Origin of the sequence: Brevibacillus humidisoli (assembly GCF_020923435.1) — a bacterium.
In the GTDB taxonomy this organism is placed as follows: Bacteria; Bacillota; Bacilli; order Brevibacillales; family Brevibacillaceae; genus Brevibacillus_E; species Brevibacillus_E humidisoli.
The window spans coordinates 584518-603280 of the sequence record NZ_CP087263.1; the positions used below are offsets into that span (position 1 = coordinate 584518).

The following is an 18763-nucleotide window of genomic DNA, read 5'->3' on the forward strand; positions in this document are numbered from 1 at the left end:
CAACCGCTCTGTATCTTCGGAGCGGTTGTTCTGTTTTTTAGACGCTTACATGAAACAGTTAGAAAAATAGGACAATGGCGATTCGGTAGGAGTTTCGCCCATTCTCGTTTATAATAAGGCACGTGGAAGAGCGACAAAAATGCCTAACTAACTAGAAGAGGGGTTCAGCATGACAAGCAATCATTATGACGTGGTTATTGTGGGTGGTGGATTGGCCGGGTTGTCAGCAGGTGCCTATCTGTCCCACAAAGGGAAAAAGGTAGCGATTGCGGAGAGGGGCGTACTGGGCGGCCGAGCGGTCACGCTGACTATCAAGGGATTTCGGTTTAACTTTGGCGCCCATGCGATTTACGGCAGGGACAGCTCCGTGCTGCGTACCTACGAGAAAGAACTGGGGCTGCAGATCGACTGGCAGGACTTCAACCCCGACAAAGCCAAATACGACCTTGGCGACACGTTAACTGCGATTCCGGCAAACATCCAGGGATTGTTTCGGACCAAAGTCCTCAAAGGTGTCGACAAGCTTGCTTTTACTTTTGAAATTTTAAAAACGATGCTGCACATGGAGACGGGGCATCCGCATCTATCGATCGAAAAGTGGATGGAACGAAAACAGGTGGGCGAAGATGTAAAAGAGATGATGCTGACCTTGGCTTCTTCCAACTTTTTTACGAAAGAGCCGGGGAAAATTCCGTCTGACGTGTTTTTTGCCTACTACCGCCGCTTGTTCACCACCAATAAGCCTGTGGCCTACATCGGCGGTGGCTGGCAGGCGCTGATCGACGAATTCGTGCGGGTAATCGAGCAAAATGGCGGCACGATCATGACCAAGACCAAGGTAGAAGAGGCAAGCTGGCAGGAGGATCGCATCACGGCTGTCCGCGCCGGAGAGACCGAGATCAGCGGAGACGAGTTCATCTTCTGCATCCCGCCGAAAGAACTGGCCAAAGTACTTACGGGAAGCGCGGTTGAACACTGGATCCTCTCGTATGCCAACTATCATCCGACGTATGTCGTGGTATACGACATCGGCCTGAAAAACCGGATTGACGTACCGTATACATATGTCTACGATAAGCAGCGCAATATGTTTATCACGGACATTTCCTATTACGATACGACTTGCGTACCCGATGGCGGTCAACTGCTGCAGGCTACTGCGTATCTCAAGCAGGAGGATGTGGGCAGCAAAGAGATATTCGACCAGTACAAACAAGAGATCGAAGCGATGTACGATCGACACTTCCCTGGCTGGCGCGACGAGCTGGTTGTCCCCCGCATCTCCCAACGGGCGGTTGTCCAGGAGATCAAGTGGACGATGCAACAGAAACCGCTGCCCACCTTTTTGCCGGAATACCGCAACCTGTTTTTTGCCGGCGACTGGTGTGAGGGACAGGGTCAACTGTCGGAGCTATCGTTTTCCAGCGCCTATGAGGCCAGTCAAATCATTCTGCAAAAATAAGCGCAAGCCAAGGGCATTTGGCCCTGTTTTACGTATTCACCCTATACAACCGGACTGTTTCCGAAAGACCAGCCTCTTCTCGGGAGCGGTCTTTCTTTTTGCTCATCCTGACAAATGATATAATCACGCTAATGGGTCAGACAGGTAAATCAGTGGAACGTGATGGAACAAGGACAGCAGCGGCTGCGGTTCCATGCCATGGTAGTTCATACCAAACGTACGTGAACAAGAGGTGGGACGATGAGGAAAGGCAAAGCGCTAAAGTCGGGGGATACGATCGGGGTTGTCGCAACATCCAGCCCGGTGAAAGAAGTGGAAAGCGTAGAACAGGCGCGTGCAGAGCTGGAAGCGCTAGGCTTTCAGGTCGAGCTGGCAGATACATGCTTTCTGTCATACGGCGGATACCTGGCGGGGACGCCCGAACAACGTGCTGCAGAACTGAACCGGATGTTCGCTGACCCCGGTATCGATGCAATCATGTGCTTGAGAGGCGGTTACGGATCTCCACAAATCTTGCCGCTGTTAGATTATTCCGTTATTCGGGAAAATCCCAAACTGTTTATTGGATACAGCGACATCACTGCCCTGCATACAGCGATCCGGCAGCAAGCGGGGCTGGCCACATTGCATGGGCCCAATGCCACACCAGGGCTGCTCTCCGGGATTGAACCGCTGACCAGAGACTGGCTGCTGCGAGCGATGCGGGACCCGGCACCACTTGGGCCGGTCATCAATCCGCAGGGAGAAGAGATGGTTTGTCTCGCTCCCGGGGAGGCGAGAGGTCCGATCGTAGGGGGCAACCTCGCCTTGATTTCCGCCTTGATGGGGACGCCTTACGAACTGGACACGAGGGGGAAACTGTTGTTCCTGGAGGATATCGGGGAGGAACCGTACCGGATCGACCGCATGCTGACGCAATTGGCACTTGGCGGGAAACTGGAGGAGTGTGCGGGCATCCTGGTGGGAACCTGGACCAACTGCGGTCCCGACAAGTACCCCGGTGGCTTTGATGTGCTGGACGTCCTGCGCCATGTCGTGGCTCCCTATCAAAAGCCGACCATCTGGAATTTGCAGTCAGGCCACGGCCTCTATAACCTGGCACTGCCGTTCGGCGTGCAGGCCTACATGAACGCTGCGGCAGGCATGCTCGTCATCGAGGAGGGTGTTGTGGTATGAGTCTGATTCGCGAAGAGATCTGGCAAAACGCACACCTGATGCAGCCGTGGTTGAAAGAGATCAGACGAGACTTTCACCAGCATCCCGAGCTTGGGTTGGAGGAGTATCGAACCAGGGATCAAATCATCGGTTATTTGGAGCAATTGCACATCCCGTATCAAGTGGTAGCTGACACAGGCGTCGTGGGACTGATCACAGGCTCGAAGCCGGGAAAAACGGTTGCGCTGCGCGGGGACATGGATGCACTGCCGATCACGGAGGAGAATGATCTGCCCTACCGCTCACGCAACGAAGGAAAGATGCACGCCTGCGGTCATGACGCCCACATGACCGTGCTGCTGGGAGCCGCTCGCCTGCTGCAAGAGAGAAAAGACCAGCTTGCCGGACAGGTAAAGCTGCTGTTTCAACCGGCAGAGGAGACGGTTGGTGGCGCCAAACTGATGATCGAGGCCGGTGTCCTGGACAATCCACGGGTAGATGCTGCCTTTGGATTACATGTTTTACCCGATCTGCCGATCGGACAGATCAGCGTTACATACGGACAGGTAAACGCTGCATCGGACACGCTGCACCTCACGATCCGGGGAGAAAAAGGGCATGGGGCATATCCTCATCTGGGACGGGATGCGATCGTGATCGCGGCCCAGGTGGTGATGGCCTTGCAGACAATTGTCAGCCGCAACGTCGATCCACGCCAATCCGCCGTTCTTTCGCTCGGTGTGATTGAAGGAGGAGCACAGCATAATATCATTGCAGGTGAAGTTCGTCTGACGGGGACGATTCGCACACTTGACGCACAGGTGCGCCAGTTCGTCAAAGAGCGCATTGTCGAGGTGGCGACTCTCACTGCACGCAGTCTGGGAGGAGAAGCGGACGTACGGATCGAAGAAGGGTACACATCCCTGATCAATGATGATGCCTCGGTTGACCTGGTGAAGCAGTGTGGCGCACAGATGCTTGGAGCGGAAAATGTGATCATTGAGCGGGTGCCAAGCATGGGTGTTGAAGACTTTGCATTTTTTGCGGAGCAGGTTCCGGCCGCTTTTTACGGTCTTGGCTGTCGCAATGAACAGCAGGGTATTATCTATCCGCTGCACCACCCCCGCTTTCAGATCGATGAGAGATGTCTGGCCATAGGGGCGGCTCTGCAAGCCTATCATGCACTGACCTTTTTAAGGTCTGCGGACCAGCGGCCATAGCGCTCGGCATCGCGTCGAGCGAGGTGTCTGCATGTGAATCGGACAATCACAAACATGGGTTTGTGAGAAAGAGTTCAATAACTGTCTTTTTTTTACTATAATAGTAAGACCATTAAAAATTTTTTTGAAGATATGAGGTGGGTTGATGACGATGTTTTACGTGGAGAAACACTCCCTGGAAGCAGTCGACGAGTTAGAGGGCAAGTTTGAGGAACTGCTTCATCAGGAGGTAGGCTCCGTGGACGAGTTGGAGGCATGGATGAAACGCCAGTCGCAGCTGTTTGAGGAAGTGGACGAGATCCTCAGTGGGCATTATGTCGACTTTCAGTGCCGCAACAATGACGAGGTGGCCAAACAAAAGTTTGAGCACGATCAGCAGGTGATTCAGCCGCTCATCAAGAAATACGAAGCCTTGTTTGACCGGAAATTTTACGACAGTCCGTACCGCGACCAGTTGGATCAGGAGTTCTACAAAGAATACATCAAGAGCAAGAAAAATGCGATCGAGCTGTTCCGCGAAGAGAATATCCCGCTGGAAGTGAAAGAGGACGGACTGCAAACCGCTTACTTTGAAGTGACCGGCGCCTTGACCGTGTTGTGGGAGGGGGAAGAGAAGACGCTGCATCAGATGCAGAACTACCTGCAGGATCCTGACCGCGCTGTACGGGAGAAGGCGTGGGGACTGGTTCAGGAGTCTTGTCTCTCCGTCAAAGATAAGCTGCAGGACATTATGGACGAGTTGGTGCAGATTCGTCATCAAAAAGCGGTCAATGCCGGCTTGGCCAACTTCCGCGACTACATGTTTAAAAAATATGAGCGGTTTTCCTATACCCCGGAGGATTGCCACCGTCTGGCGGAAGCGATCCACAAGTACGTCGTCCCGATCAAGGAAGAGATCGAGAAGAAACATCAGGTGGAATTAGGGGTAGACCGATACCGTCCATGGGATACAGACGCCGTGCCGCAGGGACAGCAGCCGCTCCGTCCTTTTGACAAAGTGGAAGAACTGATCGAGGGCACCAAGCAGGTGTTAAACGGAGTCGACCCGCTGCTGGCTGATCTGCTGGAGCGAATGAACCGGAACGGGATGCTCGATCTGGAAAACCGCAAGGCCAAATCGCCGGGTGGATTTTGTCTCTTGCTGCCGGTTTCCGAGCTTTCCTTTATTTTTATGAATGCGTCGGGCAAGCAAGATGATGTGACGACCATGATTCACGAGATGGGGCACTGTTTCCACAACGAGCTAAAACGGTCGTTCCCGCTCCGCGAATACAAGGAGACCCCGATGGAATCGGCTGAACTAGCCAGCATGTCGCTGGAGTACCTGACTTTGGACAAATGGACAGAGTTTTATCCCGACAAGCAAGAACTGAAGCGAGCACAGCGGGAACACCTGGAGGGAGCGATCAAGTTCTTGCCATGGGGGGCGGTGGTCGACCAGTTCCAGCACTGGATGTATGAGCATCCATCTCACACCGCCGAAGAGCGTAATGCCAAGTTCCTGGAATTGGCACGCAAGTACCTGACCACCTACCAGGACTGGTCCGATTTCGATGAGGAATTGGCCAATCGCTGGCTGCGGCAGCTCCACTTTTTTGAGGTGCCCTTCTACTACATTGAGTACGTCATCGCCAATCTCGGCGCCCTGCAGATGTACCGTCAGTACAAGCAGGATCCGGGGCAGGCTGTGGCCAACTACAAGAAAGCCCTCTCTCTTGGCAGTTCCCGACCGCTCTCGGAAGTGTACGAGGCTGCAGGAATTCGCTTTGACTTCTCCGAGACGATGATTCGGGAACTGATGGAGTTTGTGCAGGCTGAGTTGGACCAGCTGTCGGCGGACGAGAATTATCATTGAGCCGTATCTTTGACGAAGAGTTTCAGGAGGGAGCACGATGGGTGATGTGAGGCCGCTTGGCGAAGAAGACCTGGAACGGTTTGTGACGATAACGGCCCAGGCCTATCCCGGCCTGCGCGCGTTTTCCGGGGAAGCGAGAAAACGGGTGAGTGATCGCTATCAGCAAATCTATCACGAACACGATCACGCGGTCCTGTATGGTTATTATCAGCGTGACGAGCTGCTTGGCGGGATGATTTTGTATGATTTTACGATGAATGTCCTGTCTGTGGACATGTTGGCAGGCGGTGTAGGCAGTGTGGCGGTCGATCTGCTGCACAAGAAGGAAAAAGTGGCGAAGGAGTTGCTGTCGTTCTTTGTTCGCCACTATCGGCAGAGAGGGGCTGCGATGACGCTGCTTTACCCATTTCGCCCCGATTTCTACAAGCAGATGGGATTTGGCTATGGGACAAGAATCAATCAGTACAAATGCAAGCCGGCCGCTTTGCCGCGCAAGGCAGTCAAACAGCACCTGGCCTATCTGAGCCAAGAGGACATGCCGGACGTACTCGACTGCTACCACCGTTACAGCCGATCCCGGCATGGCATGATCCGGCGAACGGCATTTGACCTCATGCCTTATTTCCGGCAGCCGGAAAACGTACTGGTCGGCTACAGGCGAAAGGGAGTGATTCGCGGCTACCTGATCGGCCAGTTTCAGAAACGGTACGACGACCATCTGCTGCCAAATGACTTGGTCGTCAAAGAGTTGATTTATGAAACACCAGAAGCCCTGCTGGAGTTGTGCACGTTCCTGCATACCCAAGCGGATCAGGTAAACCGGATTGTGATCAACACACAGGACGATTCGTTTCACCATTTGCTGCAGGATCCTCGCAACGACAGGGAACACATCATTCCCTCCGTTTTCCATGAGAGCAGTGTCTCCGGTGTTGGTCTGATGTATCGAGTGGTTGATGCAGCCAGGTTCTACTCGATACTTGACGCTCATGATTTCGGAGGCCAAACCTGCAAGCTGAAGCTTACTCTGCGAGACAGCTTCCTGCCGGAAAACGAAGGCAGCATCATTCTTCATGTGAACGATGGTCGAGTTACGCTTGTGACGGAGGGAGAACATGATCTGGAGGTTCGCATGGACGTATCCGACTTCTCTCCGTTAGTGATGGGAGTCGTACGGTTCAAGCAGTTGTACCACTATGGACTGGCTGAACTGTCTGATCCACGACAGCTTGACGTCGTCGACCGATTCTTTCGGACAGAGGAGAAGCCTGTCTGTATGACCTCCTTTTAAAGCGTGTCGTTATCTCTACCTACCGAGCACTGTGTTTGCCCAGCATAAGGATCGACCGTCAGGCCATTGAACTGCACCCCAATTGTTAGACACCATCTAACATTGGAGGTGTGGTTTTTCTTATGGAGCAGGGGTGATCGGTTTTTGCGAGTTGCTCTCCATCCCCCTGAAAGGATACAATGTTCATAATGCCTATGCTTGTTTGTCGTAGTCAAAGGCAGGCAGGATGAAACCTGAGAACAGTTGAATTGGAGAAAGAAATATGCCTCTTCGAAAGTACTTGTTTCTTGTGATTGTCGCCGCAATTGGGATCCTGTTTGTACTTAACGGAATTCCGCTGGTCCTGGCACTTCTGACTGCATTGGTACTAGAGCCGATTATCACCTTCCTGGAGCGTTCCTTGCGGATGAACAGGGTAGTGGCAGCCAGTGCCACGTTGCTGATCTTTTTGGCCTTGGTTGGGGTGGCCGGCTACTGGATCGGGACCAAACTTGTCGTGCAAGGAGTGGAGCTGGCTCACCGTCTTCCTGCCCTGTCTACACAGGTCTTTGAGATGGTTGAACAGTACATCTGGATGTTTCAGGACATCTACTTCACGCTGCCAGCCGATACCATCCAGCAGGTATTGAGTCTCCTCAAAACCCAGGCAGTAAACGCGGCTTCCGCAGTGGCCCAGGCGATCATCGCTGGGGTGGCGGCGATCCCTAGTCTGTTGATCGTGTTTCTCGTCTACCTGATCGCCTTGTTCTTGTTCAGTCTGGATCTGCCGCGGGTGGTAAACGGATTTATGAGCATCTTTAGTGACTCGGCCAGGGAAAAGGTAGATCTGGTGCTAAGAGAACTGAATCGAGCCACCATCGGGTTTCTGCGGGCTCAGATTATTCTCAGCCTGATGACCTATGTGCTCACCTTGATCGGCTTGTTGATTTTGCAGGTGAAGTATGCAGTGGTGATTGCCTTTTTGGTCATGCTGGTCGATATTCTGCCGATTCTGGGGACTGGTTCGTTCCTTGTGCCGTGGGCGGCGTACAGCTTTTATCAGGGAGATGCCCATCTGGCCGGCGGGTTATTGATCATGTTTGTGCTGATCACCGTGATCCGTCGTACGATCGAGCCCAAGATCCTCGGCACCAGCCTCGGCATCAGCGCCCTGTCTGCCTTGATCAGCCTCTATATTGGCTTTCAACTGCTCGGCTTTATTGGACTGATCCTCGGTCCAGCGGTCGTGATTATCTTTGAAGCACTGCGCAAAGCCGGCTTCCTTCATGTAAAGATCGATTTTTAACCAATACCTGGATCAACCCCCACTGTCCACAAACGACTGGTCAGCGGGGGTGTTTTTGTCTAATAATAAAAGGATGAGACGGAACAAGGGGGTGACGTGTTGGAGGAGTTGTCACTGGTGTTGTTTGAGCGGATGGGAATTCTGCTGATGCTCACTTTTATCCTGACCCGCATTCCCCAGTTTCGCCAACTGCTCGATCGGGAGGTAAGTCTCAGCACGTCACTCTACTTTTCGATCCTGTTCGGACTGTTCGGCATTGCCGGCACCTATGCGGGTGTAGTGGTTCGGGGCAGTTCGTTTGATCCTTCCTTTTGGATCATGCCGCTTGATGATGGCGAGTCGATTGCCAATGTCGGTCTGGTCGGTGTGGTGATTGGCGGACTTTTGGGCGGGCCGATCGTCGGTGTGGGCGCAGGAGTGATTGCTGGTCTTCATCTGTACAGCCTGGGCGGGTTTACAGCCTATGCCTGTGGACTCTCTGCACCGCTGACAGGACTGCTTGCCGGCCTGGTTGCCCAGTTTTTCTCGCAAGAACGGGTGATTTCACCGTCCAAAGCTCTGTTTATCGGGATGTTTGCTCCGATCCTGCAGATGGGTCTGATCTTGATCTTTGCTTCTCCACCGGAGCGAGCCAGTCTGCTCGTCAACACAGTAGGGATCCCGATGGTGCTGACGAATAGTGTAGCGATTGCCATTTTTACGACGATGATTCGCGTGGCTTTAAAAGAGGAGGAACGCTCAGCTGCTTTTGAGACGCAGCGGGGACTGACGATTGCCGAGCTGACGCTTCCCCATCTGATGCAAGGACTCACCCATCAGACAGCCAAGGAAACCGCTTATTTGCTGATGAAAGAGCTGAAGGCGGCAGCAGTTGCCGTCGCCAATACAGAGCATGTGCTGGCTCACGTAGGAGTCGGCATGAGCCATCACCTGCCAGGGGAACCGCTTCAGACGGAGTTGGCGAGGAAGGCTGTCGCGACGGGAGAAGTGCAGATTGCGCTAACCCGGGAGCAAATCCAATGCCTCCATCCCAAATGTCCCCTGCACGCTTCGATCATCGTTCCGTTCAGCGAAGCAGGAAAAGTGGTCGGATTAATCAAAATATACTTTAAGCGGCCGCAGCAGATACGCAAGGTGGAGGAGGCGCTGGCTACCGGACTGGGCAAACTGATCACTCATCAGCTAAATCTGGCTCTGACGGAAAAGATGACCCGACTGATGAAGGATACCGAACTGCGTGTCCTGCAAGCCCAGATTAATCCGCACTTTTTGTTTAATACCCTTAATTCGATCGTCACATTGATCCGGATCGATCCTGATCTGGCCCGACACGTAACGGTTCAACTCGGCACGTTTATCCGACTCAATCTGAGAGCCACGTCCTCGCAGCTGGTGCCGATCCGTCAGGAGCTGAATCATCTGTTTGCGTACTTGGAGATTATCAAGATCAGGTTTGCCGACCAATTCACCGTACAGTGTGATGTGGAGACGGGGATCGACCACTTCCTGATTCCTCCGGCCACCCTGCAACCGCTGGTTGAAAACAGCATTCAGCACGGATTAAAAGGGGTAACACATAACGGGCGGATCGATATCTACATCCAGCAGATTGGCGATCGAGTCCAGGTGATGATTGAGGATAACGGGACAGGAATTCCCGAGGATGTAATCAGAGGGATAGGCGATGCTCCGGTAAAGAGTGAAGAGGGTAACGGAATCGGCGTGTACAACGTGAACCAGCGGCTGATCAGCCTGTTTGGCAGCGACTCCCGTTTGCAGATCAAAAACCGGGAGGAGGGAGGCTGCCAGATCTCGTTTTCGATCCCGTCATCAGCCTGACGTGTAACCGGCATTTCAAGAAATGAAAGCGCTACACTGTAAAATATCGGCATGAAGGGGGGTGACGTGCATGACGATGATCAAAGTGATGATCGCCGACGACGAGCGGCTGGCGAGAGAAGAGTTGGGTTATCTGCTGGAGCAGGAAAAAGACGTGGTTCTGCTCCCTAGCGCCACTAACGGGAGGGAACTTTTGGAACTGGTACGCAAGCACGAACCAGAGGTGCTTTTTCTCGACATCAAAATGCCTGAGATGGAAGGAATTCAGGCGGCACGAATTCTCGCAGCCAGCGAGCGCTGCCCGCTGATCGTCTGTTCCACTGCATACGAAGACTACGCTGTAGAGGCGTTTGGTTTAAATGCTGTTGATTATCTGCTGAAGCCAACAGACCCATCGCGCTTCAAAGAGACGATGAACCGAGTCCGAGTCAGGCTGGCACAGCAGAACAACAGGAACGCGGAAAGAGAGGCAGCGGGTCTCTCTGCTGCTGCCTCTGCTGCTCCCGCTGCCGGGAAACTGTCCAAACTGCTGCTCGATGACGGAAGCAGACTGGTCGTGATTGATCCGGAAGCGATACTCTACGCTGAGCGGGAGGATCGGTTGATCAATATCTATACGCTGCAGCAGCGTTTTACCTCCAAAATGACTCTCCAACAGTTGGAGCAAAAGCTGGCCGCCTATGCCTTTTTTCGCACCCACCGCAGTTATCTGGTCAATCTAAACTATGTGTATGAACTAATTCCGTGGTTTAATGGAGCCTATAATGTTACGCTAAAAGACGAGCAGCGGACGCAAATCCCCGTTTCCCGTTCCTGCGCGAAAGATCTGCTGAAACTGCTGCAGGGACAGTAGGTCTGGTATAACGATATACCTTATCCAGAAACCAGTCAGAAAAGACTGGTTTTTTGCTGTTTAGACGTTGATTTAAACGTTTTATACAGAATATGTGTAAAATTTTGAACTTTGCTTTATAATGAATCTCGCCGTATTAAAGCGCTTACATCCAGCATAGAGAGCGGCGAAACCAGCAAAGGGGGGAGACCGATTCGGCAGGCTGCCGAGAGAATCGCTACTGTTGGCTGATTTCAGGTGATATGGGCCATAAGCCCATGATTGCGTGCAAGCAGATTTTTTTACTTGGCGGAGGTGAGTATTGTGGATGATCGTCAAACACGGGACCTGACGGAAAAGCAAAAGATCTACTGGAAGAAAAATACGCGGCTCATCCAGGGATTAATGGTCATTTGGGCGTTGGTCTCGTACGTGGCAGCTATTGTTCTGGCCGTTCCTTTCCACAACATTTCGTTTTTCGGATTGCCGCTGGCCTTCTGGTTCGCACAACAAGGTTCGATTCTGGTCTTCATTGTTCTCATCTGGTATTACGCGAAACGGATGGATACGCTTGACAAAGAGTTTGGCGCCCGCGAAGTCATCTTGAGCGATCAGAGCACGGGCAAGGAGGTATCGCATTGAGTGCTGAGACCTTAACCATGATCCTCGTGGTTTTGACCTTTGGCGCCTACATCTACATCGGTTGGTGGGCCAAGGCAAAAGATACGAGCAGCTTCTTCGTAGCGGGCAAGGGGATTCCGGCGGTTGCCAATGGTGCGGCGATCGCTGCTGACTGGATGTCCGCAGCATCGTTCATCTCGATGGCCGGCCTTATCGCTTTCATGGGATACGACGGTACCATCTATCTGATGGGTTGGACAGGTGGGTACGTGCTGCTGGCTCTGCTGCTTGCTCCGTACTTGCGCAAGTTTGGACGTTATACCGTGCCTGACTTCGTCGGCGACCGTTACTATTCCAATGGAGTGCGGGCTGTTGCGGCGATTGCCACCATCTTTATCTCCCTTACGTACGTAGCCGGGCAGATGCGTGGTGTGGGAATCGTATTCAGCCGTTACCTGCAGGTGGATATCATCGTTGGGGTATTGATCGGGATGGCGATTGTCGCCTTTTTCGCAGTTATGGGCGGCATGAAAGGGATCACCTGGACGCAGGTCATCCAGTACTTCGTATTGATCATCGCGTATCTGATCCCGGCTGTGGCGATTGCCTTGCAGTTGACCGGCAACCCGATTCCACAGCTTGCCCTTACGTTTAGCGATATCGCCCAGCGATTAAGCGATCTGCAGCTGGAGCTGGGGCTAAAAGAATATCTAGCGCCTTTCCAGGATCTGTCGGCGATTAACGTGTTTGCTGTAACACTTGCGCTGATGGTCGGTACAGCCGGACTGCCTCACGTCATCACTCGTTTTTATACCGTAAAAAGTGTGCGGGCGGCTCGCTACTCAGCACTGTGGGCCATTGTTTTTATCGGACTGTTGTACACCACGGCGCCTGCCATCGGTGTGTTCGCCAAGTACAACCTAATCAACAGTTTCCACAATCAGACGCTGGATCAGGTGCGCACGGAAGCTTGGGTTCCAAAATGGGAATCGACTGGTCTGCTGCAACTGGAGGACAAGAACGGGGACGGCACGCTTCAGTTGACGCCTGATGCGGCGACAAACGAAGTGATTATCGACAAGGATATCATCGTTCTGTCCACTCCAGAAGTAGCTCAGTTGTCTCCGTTTATCATCGCTCTGGTAGCAGCGGGGGGACTGGCGGCAGCGCTATCTACTGCATCCGGATTGCTGTTGGCCATGTCCAGTGCAGTCTCCCACGACTTTTACTACCGCATCCTCAAACCTAATGCTACCGAACAGCAGCGGTTGCGTGTAAGCCGCATCATGATCTTCCTCTCTGTACTGGTCGCGGGCTATTTCGGCATCTACCCGCCGGGATTCGTCGGCGAGGTGGTGGCGTTTGCCTTCGGGTTGGCTGCTGCCAGTCTGTTCCCGGCTATCTTCCTGGGGATCTTTGATAAGCGGATGAACCGGGAAGGTGCCGTCTCAGGGATTTTGATCGGTCTCATCTTCACCTTTGTGATGATTCTCTTAATGCGCTCACCGCAGATATTCGGCACCGAAGAGCCGATTCTCAGCAGTTTTCTGGGAATCAACGCACAGGGAGTTGGGGTTGTCGGCATGATCCTCAACTTTGTGGTGGCATACATCGTTTCTCGGGCAACAGCTGCGCCGCCTGCGGAAATCCAACAGATGGTCGAAGATATTCGAACGCCAGAATTGGCTGATTCACCCGGCCAGGCGAGCTGATCATCTATACTGTCACATATACTGTTACAGTTTTCGGCTGACGGTTGATTCACGTGATACAGGTTGAAAGGATCAGAAAAACTTCGGCTGTCGCCTGAGGAATCGGGGACAAGCCGGTTTTTCCAAGCAGCATCGGGAGAGCTCTGTCTCTCTCGGTGTTGCTTTGTTTCTACGATCAGCCTTGGGGGCTCGGCGACAAGCGTGGTTGTTCTACCGAGATTCCTGCAAAAGGAGGAGGCTAGATGAGCTGGACGGTTGTTCTTGCCGCTCTGATGGTAATCATCTATATCATGGTACCGGTACTTGATCTGCGAGCAGTACGAAAGGCTGTAGGTTTTTCGCTGTTTCTCCAGTTGTTTTACCTGGTGGGTCACTACGTAGGCGGATGGCCCTTTCCCACTCCGCGGGTGATCTTTCAAATCTTTACGGTGGCTGGATTGGGAGTGGCGTTAGGTGTGGTGTTTGCACGCATCTGGCCGCTGTCGCCGCGGCCCGGATTTGAACGGATCATCCGTACCTTTCTGCTGGTCATCCCTGCGTTGGGCATCGGGATCGGACTGCAAGTGCTGCTGCAGGGACAGCAAGCGACGCAGGCGATTTACCTGATGTTTGCCTTAACCGCCTGGCTTGGCTCCGGTCACTTTGTCAGGCAGGAAAACAACAGTCAAAAAGGGAACTGAACATCAGGGAGATAGGAGGAGCGCTGCTCTTGTCTGCGTGAAGACGAACGGAAAGGGATGCAGCTATGAATCTGACCGGGTTTACGTTTTTTTTGGCGATTATCATCGGGACGCTGGCGATTACCTATTCGGCGGCCAAACAGACGACCAACACACGTGATTTTTACACGGCTGGCCATGGCTTGACCGGCATCCAGAACGGTTTGGCGATTGCCGGCGACTACATGAGCGCGGCTTCGTTTTTAGGGATTGTGGGAGCGATTGCCTTAGGCGGTTTTGACGGTTTTTTTATTCGATTGGCTTTCTCGTTTCTTATCTGGTGATTTTGCTGATTGTTGCCGAACCGCTGCGTAACCTGGGGGGGTTTACCCTGGCTGACGCAATCGCGGTCCGCTTTGACAATGGGTTGCTGCGCGGCGTCATCGCGATCAATACGGTGACGATATCGATCTTTTACATGATTGCCCAATTGGTAGGTGCCGGAGCGCTTATTCATCTGCTGCTCGATCTGACGTACAGTACGGCGATCCTGATCGTCGGCAGTCTGATGACCATCTACGTCGTGTTTGGCGGGATGGTGGCTACCTCGTGGGTCCAGATCATCAAGTCGATTCTCCTGCTCGCCGGTACGATGATCGTTTGCCTGATCGTGCTGGCCCGCTTCGATTGGAGTCTGCTGCAATTATTTCAGCATGTTTCCACCGCCACACCGCTGGGGGAACAGTTCCTCGCTCCCGGCAACCAATACCGTGATCCGCTTGACGCCCTGTCCCTTCATCTCGCGCTGATTCTGGGTACAGCAGGTCTTCCGCATATTATTGCCCGCTTCTTTACGGTGAAGGACGCCGCTACGATTCGCCGTTCCATCGTGACGGCTACCGGCATTATCAGCATCTTTTACATTATGACGATTATCCTCGGGTTTGGAGCGGCGGCACTTGTCGGCTGGGAGAGGCTAAAGGCAGCCGATGACGGGGGAAACCTGGCTGTTCCGCTGTTGGCCTACGCCCTCGGTGAAGAGTTTCTGATGGCGTTCATCTCAGCCGTCGCGTTTGCCACGATTTTGGCCGTGGTGACAGGGTTGGTGCTGACCGCCTCTTCGGCGTTTGCCCATGATTTTTACAGCCACGTGATCCGCCAAGGCAAAGCGTCAGAACGGGAGCAGATGTACGCAGCCAAATGTTCTTCCATCGGTGTAGGATTGATCTCGATTGTACTGGCGATTGGTGCGCAGCACGTAAATGTCGCTTTTTTGGTTGCTCTTACGTTTTCCGTGGCTGCATCGGCCAATCTGCCGCTGATCCTGTTTACCCTCTTTTGGAGAAAGTTTACGGCTGCCGGAGCGATTTGCGGTATTGTTACCGGCCTTCTTTCCTCAGTGATTTTAGTCGTTCTCAGCCCCAGTGTGATGCACCCTGAGGATGGCTGGATTCGGATGAATCCCCTTTTCCCACTGACCAACCCGGCAATCGTTTCCGTTCCATTAGGATTTCTCGGTGCTTATTTTGGTACGCTGCTGTCCGCGCGACAAGCGGATGAACAGCGCTATCTGCGCGTCCTGTTTCAAGCACATACCGGCGTGCGAATGGAGGAACCGGAAAAGGGGTAAATGGAATGAATTAGTACTTTTGACTCATTAATCGCTACTTTCTCCAGATTGATTCGTATCAAATGATGTAGACGATTTCTGGAAATGGAGGAATTCATGTGAGGAAAAACAGGTATCCGTGGAGCAGGGCATTTGTGCAAAGCGTCCTGGCTGCCTCTCTGGTGATGACGGCGGTCCCGTCTGCTTTTGCGGCTGTGACGGACCGCACAAGCCAGACAGTTACGGTAACAGCTGAAAGCACAAGTGCGACAACGGGAAAAACAACAGGTATCCAACTGGCGGAAGCAAACATATCGAGTGAAGAAGCGGTTGATATCGCAAAGAAATTTGTAGGGAAGCTGGACGGTTTTGGAGGGCCGGAGATCTCCCATCGTGAGTGGTATTACGAAGAGGGGCCGCTCGTGTGGGAGATCAGCTGGAGGCAGGATAAGGAACCGTTTGAACGGGTGCAAGTAGTTATTGACTCGCAGTCCGGCCGCATTCTGGAGTACGATAATTGGAGCGGGCAAAGTGAAAATATCAGCTTTCCGCCAAAAGTCAACTATGAACAAGCGGTCAAGATCGGAGAAGAATGGCTGAAGAAACTCTCCGATCACCTCACCGGTGAATATGTGCACGAAGACCGAAACGACGCGAGTGGATGGGGGGAAGTGCTGCGTGACCCCAATGATACCTACAACATCACCTTTCACGCTGTGCACGAAGGCATTCCATTCCCAAGTGACAACATCAACATGAGTATTGACGGCGAAGGCAACTTGCGCGGTTTTCGTTCCTCTTCGCTGCAGCAGGTAAACTTTGAATCCAAGGAGGGGCTGCTGGAAGAGAGTGAAATCCGTGAGCTGCTGGCTGAACAGTTTGAGATGGAGTTGGCTTACCTCAATCCCGAGCTGCGGACGATGCGGGAGGAGCAGCAGGAAGCAGACGAGGCGTATGTCCTCTCCTATGAGCCTGTGCCAACTCCCCGCCTGATCCAGGCAAAAACCGGGCAAGCCGTTGACTACCAAGGAGAGCCGATCAAGCAGACAGAGGTGCCCGATGAGCCGTTGGGACCAAAAGCGGATAACAGCGGCAGCACAGCCCAAAGCAAACCGGTAACAGATAAGGAAGCAGTGGAGATCCTGAATCGATTCATTTCGTTGCCGGAAGATGTAACGGTTAGGGCGATTGAAAGAGAAGAAGAATTTTATCGTACCGATGGGCCGGTCTGGTCGATCCGTATGGAGTATGAATACAGAAATGGCAGTGTGGGCTGGGGCGGCGCTGAGATCGATGCGGAGACGGGCAACCTGATCTATTTTGACCTCACTCCTTATCTGTACGAAAAGAGTGAGGACGCGGAAGAAGTAAAAGAGCCGTCTGACTATCCCGTCTCTGCGGAGGTGGCGAGGGAAACCGCGCTGGCATTTGTCAAAAAACACGAAAAAGATAAGTTGCATGAGCTGTACTGGACTGGATCCGGTCCTTGGGAAGACCGCCGCATCCCGCTTTACAGCTTTGAGTTTGAACGGAAGGTAAACGGGATCCGCGTACTGGGCAATCAAGTTCGGGTTGAGATATCTGCGGAAACCGGTGAGATCGTCTTGTACAGTGAGAATTGGGATGATCATGCCGAGTTTCCGGAAGCTGGCCAATTGGCTGACCCTGCTGAAGTGAAAGAACAGTTTATTCAGGATGCCATCCTGGAGCTGAGGTACGAGGATGTTAGAAAACGGAAAGGCCTCAACAAGCGGAATCCGCAGCAGCCTGTCGAAGCGATGCTTGTCTACCGCTTTCAGGAACCGTGGCAGGTTCCGACCTACATCGATGCGAAAACGGGCGTGGTAATCGATCGAGAGACCGGTGAAGCGGCCAAGCGGAAGACAGAAGATTCGTCAGACGACCTTCCGAGCGATATCGCGGGCCATCCAGCGGAAGAGGCACTGCGCCATCTAGTTCAACTGAAGGCTCTTACAGTAGAAGATGGAAAGGTGAATCCGCAGAAAGTGGTCAGCCGCGGGGAATTCCTGGATATCTTGCTGCGTACCAACGAGTACATGCCGGGGGATTATAGCGACTATCTGCTGCACCGTTTTGGCGAGCGGGAGCCCCGGTTTAGCGATGTAAGTAAAGAGCATTCCTACTATGCCGCTATCGAATGGGCCGCAGTAGAAGGACTGATCAAGACCGAATCGAAAACGTTTGAACCGGATCGTGCGATTACGCGAGAGGATGCAGCAGAGATTCTCGTTACAGCACTTGGCTATGAGAAACTGGCGGAGCTGGACAGCTTGTTTGCTCTGTCGTTTGCGGATAAAGCAGAGATCGAACAGAAAGGCTATGTGGCGATCGCCAGTGAGATTGGTCTGATCAGCGGTGCAGGTGCTGAATACCAGCCAGATGCGCAGCTGACGCGAGCCGAAGTGGCAACGATTCTGTATCGCTTTTTGTCGAAGCGCGTAGAATACAGACCAGACCGAAAGCTGTAACTGGATCCAATCAGTTCCATCTGCTGCTCTATCTAAAGGCAGTCGGGAAAAATGCGTCGGGAGACGGTGAGAACCGTTTCATACCGACGCTTTTTCTCGTAGCTCATACTTCCATACATTTACACCAAAAAAATTTGCCTGAGATACAGGAATTCTGAAGATTTTTGTCGAAAACTTGCAGATATTGCAAAAGATGAACCCAACAGAGGACGTGAAGTATGAAGTTTACCAGAAAAATTAAATTTTACCTGATTCGCTTGTTTCGACTCAAATCGGGCGTTCGCCAAATCTCACTCGGTTTTGTCGTTGGGTTTTTCCCCTGCTGGTTTCCTACGTTTGGCGTTGGGCCAGCTCTGTCGGTACTATTGACCAAAATAACGAAAGGCAACGTCCCCTCTGCGATTATTGCCGCTTCGTTGGGTTCTTTTTTATGGCCGATTCTCTTCCTAATGAATTACAAGGCAGGCGAGATTCTTGATGCTGTGACGGGTTTCTACGGAGAGCAGGTGAAGATGGGGCCTGTTGCCAGCGCACAGCCGGTCACAAATGTGGAATCATTTACCGATATCGGTGTCCAATTCGTAGTTGGGTCGGTGTTTAACAGCATCTTTTTCAGTTTGATTGGATATTTCATCTTCTACTACATTTTTCGTCGGTATCGCCACACCATCTTGGCAAAACTGCGTGGAAAAGGAGTGCGTCGGCAACCTGTCTGAGGAAGCCGACGCTTTTTT

The 18763-nt window shown here is 52.7% G+C and carries 13 protein-coding genes and 1 pseudogene; all 14 read left to right on the top strand.

The genetic code is table 11. From position 1 onward, the window contains the following. Nucleotides 1-169: 169 nt before the first annotated feature. The 14 genes and pseudogenes from LOK74_RS02830 to LOK74_RS02895 all read left to right on the top strand — a co-directional run bounded on the left by LOK74_RS02830 (nucleotide 170) and on the right by LOK74_RS02895 (nucleotide 18745). A complete protein-coding gene (locus LOK74_RS02830) occupies nucleotides 170-1462 on the top strand; it encodes a phytoene desaturase family protein (protein ID WP_230045117.1) in 1293 nt (430 codons plus the stop codon). 240 nt (nucleotides 1463-1702) lie between these two features. Beyond that, nucleotides 1703-2638 carry a S66 peptidase family protein gene (locus tag LOK74_RS02835; protein WP_230045118.1) on the top strand — a complete coding sequence of 312 codons (936 nt, stop codon included), beginning with the start codon at nucleotides 1703-1705 and terminating at the stop codon, nucleotides 2636-2638. Then, nucleotides 2635-3837 (top strand): M20 metallopeptidase family protein, encoded by a 1203-nt coding sequence (locus tag LOK74_RS02840; RefSeq protein WP_230045119.1) that lies wholly within the window; start codon nucleotides 2635-2637, stop codon nucleotides 3835-3837. Before LOK74_RS02835 ends, LOK74_RS02840 begins: the two co-directional genes overlap by 4 nt. Nucleotides 3838-3982: 145 nt before the next feature. Beyond that, on the top strand, nucleotides 3983-5692 hold the full coding sequence (locus LOK74_RS02845) for a M3 family oligoendopeptidase (protein ID WP_420908717.1): 1710 nt from the start codon (nucleotides 3983-3985) through the stop codon (nucleotides 5690-5692). Between the two features lie 37 nt (nucleotides 5693-5729). Next, entirely contained in the window at nucleotides 5730-6983 is a 1254-nt protein-coding gene (locus LOK74_RS02850; protein ID WP_230045120.1) for a GNAT family N-acetyltransferase, read from the top strand. A 262-nt stretch (nucleotides 6984-7245) separates the two neighbouring features. After that, the gene (gene ytvI, locus LOK74_RS02855) at nucleotides 7246-8268 is read left to right on the top strand and encodes a sporulation integral membrane protein YtvI (RefSeq protein WP_230045121.1); all 1023 of its coding nucleotides are present in this window, start codon (nucleotides 7246-7248) and stop codon (nucleotides 8266-8268) included. Between the two features lie 99 nt (nucleotides 8269-8367). After that, nucleotides 8368-10107, top strand: a complete 1740-nt coding sequence (locus tag LOK74_RS02860; RefSeq protein WP_230045122.1) for a LytS/YhcK type 5TM receptor domain-containing protein — start codon at nucleotides 8368-8370, stop codon at nucleotides 10105-10107. A 70-nt stretch (nucleotides 10108-10177) separates the two neighbouring features. Continuing rightward, nucleotides 10178-10960 carry a LytR/AlgR family response regulator transcription factor gene (locus tag LOK74_RS02865; RefSeq protein WP_230045123.1) on the top strand — a complete coding sequence of 261 codons (783 nt, stop codon included), beginning with the start codon at nucleotides 10178-10180 and terminating at the stop codon, nucleotides 10958-10960. A gap of 303 nt (nucleotides 10961-11263) precedes the next feature. Continuing rightward, on the top strand, nucleotides 11264-11581 hold the full coding sequence (locus LOK74_RS02870; protein ID WP_230045124.1) for a DUF4212 domain-containing protein: 318 nt from the start codon (nucleotides 11264-11266) through the stop codon (nucleotides 11579-11581). Continuing rightward, nucleotides 11578-13272, top strand: a complete 1695-nt coding sequence (locus tag LOK74_RS02875) for a sodium:solute symporter family protein (RefSeq protein WP_230045125.1) — start codon at nucleotides 11578-11580, stop codon at nucleotides 13270-13272. The genes LOK74_RS02870 and LOK74_RS02875 overlap by 4 nt, the downstream gene beginning before the upstream one ends. Before the next feature lie 242 nt (nucleotides 13273-13514). After that, entirely contained in the window at nucleotides 13515-13952 is a 438-nt protein-coding gene (locus LOK74_RS02880) for a hypothetical protein (protein ID WP_230045126.1), read from the top strand. 65 nt (nucleotides 13953-14017) lie between these two features. Then, nucleotides 14018-15561 (top strand): annotated as a pseudogene (locus LOK74_RS02885) (solute symporter family protein). 98 nt (nucleotides 15562-15659) lie between these two features. Further along, entirely contained in the window at nucleotides 15660-18029 is a 2370-nt protein-coding gene (locus tag LOK74_RS02890) for a YcdB/YcdC domain-containing protein (protein WP_230045127.1), read from the top strand. Nucleotides 18030-18247: 218 nt separating this feature from the next. After that, nucleotides 18248-18745: a DUF2062 domain-containing protein gene (locus tag LOK74_RS02895; RefSeq protein ID WP_230045128.1), complete on the top strand. Its 498-nt coding sequence runs from the start codon at nucleotides 18248-18250 to the stop codon at nucleotides 18743-18745. Nucleotides 18746-18763 lie beyond the last annotated feature (18 nt).

Bases quoted from the DNA above. Each gene is read 5' to 3' on its own strand.
- LOK74_RS02830 (WP_230045117.1), top strand. From the start codon at position 170: ATGACAAGCAATCATTATGACGTGGTTATTGTGGGTGGTGGATTGGCC.
- LOK74_RS02835 (WP_230045118.1), top strand. From the start codon at position 1,703: ATGAGGAAAGGCAAAGCGCTAAAGTCGGGGGATACGATCGGGGTTGTC.
- LOK74_RS02840 (WP_230045119.1), top strand. From the start codon at position 2,635: ATGAGTCTGATTCGCGAAGAGATCTGGCAAAACGCACACCTGATGCAG.
- LOK74_RS02845 (WP_420908717.1), top strand. From the start codon at position 3,983: ATGACGATGTTTTACGTGGAGAAACACTCCCTGGAAGCAGTCGACGAG.
- LOK74_RS02850 (WP_230045120.1), top strand. From the start codon at position 5,730: ATGGGTGATGTGAGGCCGCTTGGCGAAGAAGACCTGGAACGGTTTGTG.
- ytvI (WP_230045121.1), top strand. From the start codon at position 7,246: ATGCCTCTTCGAAAGTACTTGTTTCTTGTGATTGTCGCCGCAATTGGG.
- LOK74_RS02865 (WP_230045123.1), top strand. From the start codon at position 10,178: ATGACGATGATCAAAGTGATGATCGCCGACGACGAGCGGCTGGCGAGA.
- LOK74_RS02880 (WP_230045126.1), top strand. From the start codon at position 13,515: ATGAGCTGGACGGTTGTTCTTGCCGCTCTGATGGTAATCATCTATATC.
- LOK74_RS02895 (WP_230045128.1), top strand. From the start codon at position 18,248: ATGAAGTTTACCAGAAAAATTAAATTTTACCTGATTCGCTTGTTTCGA.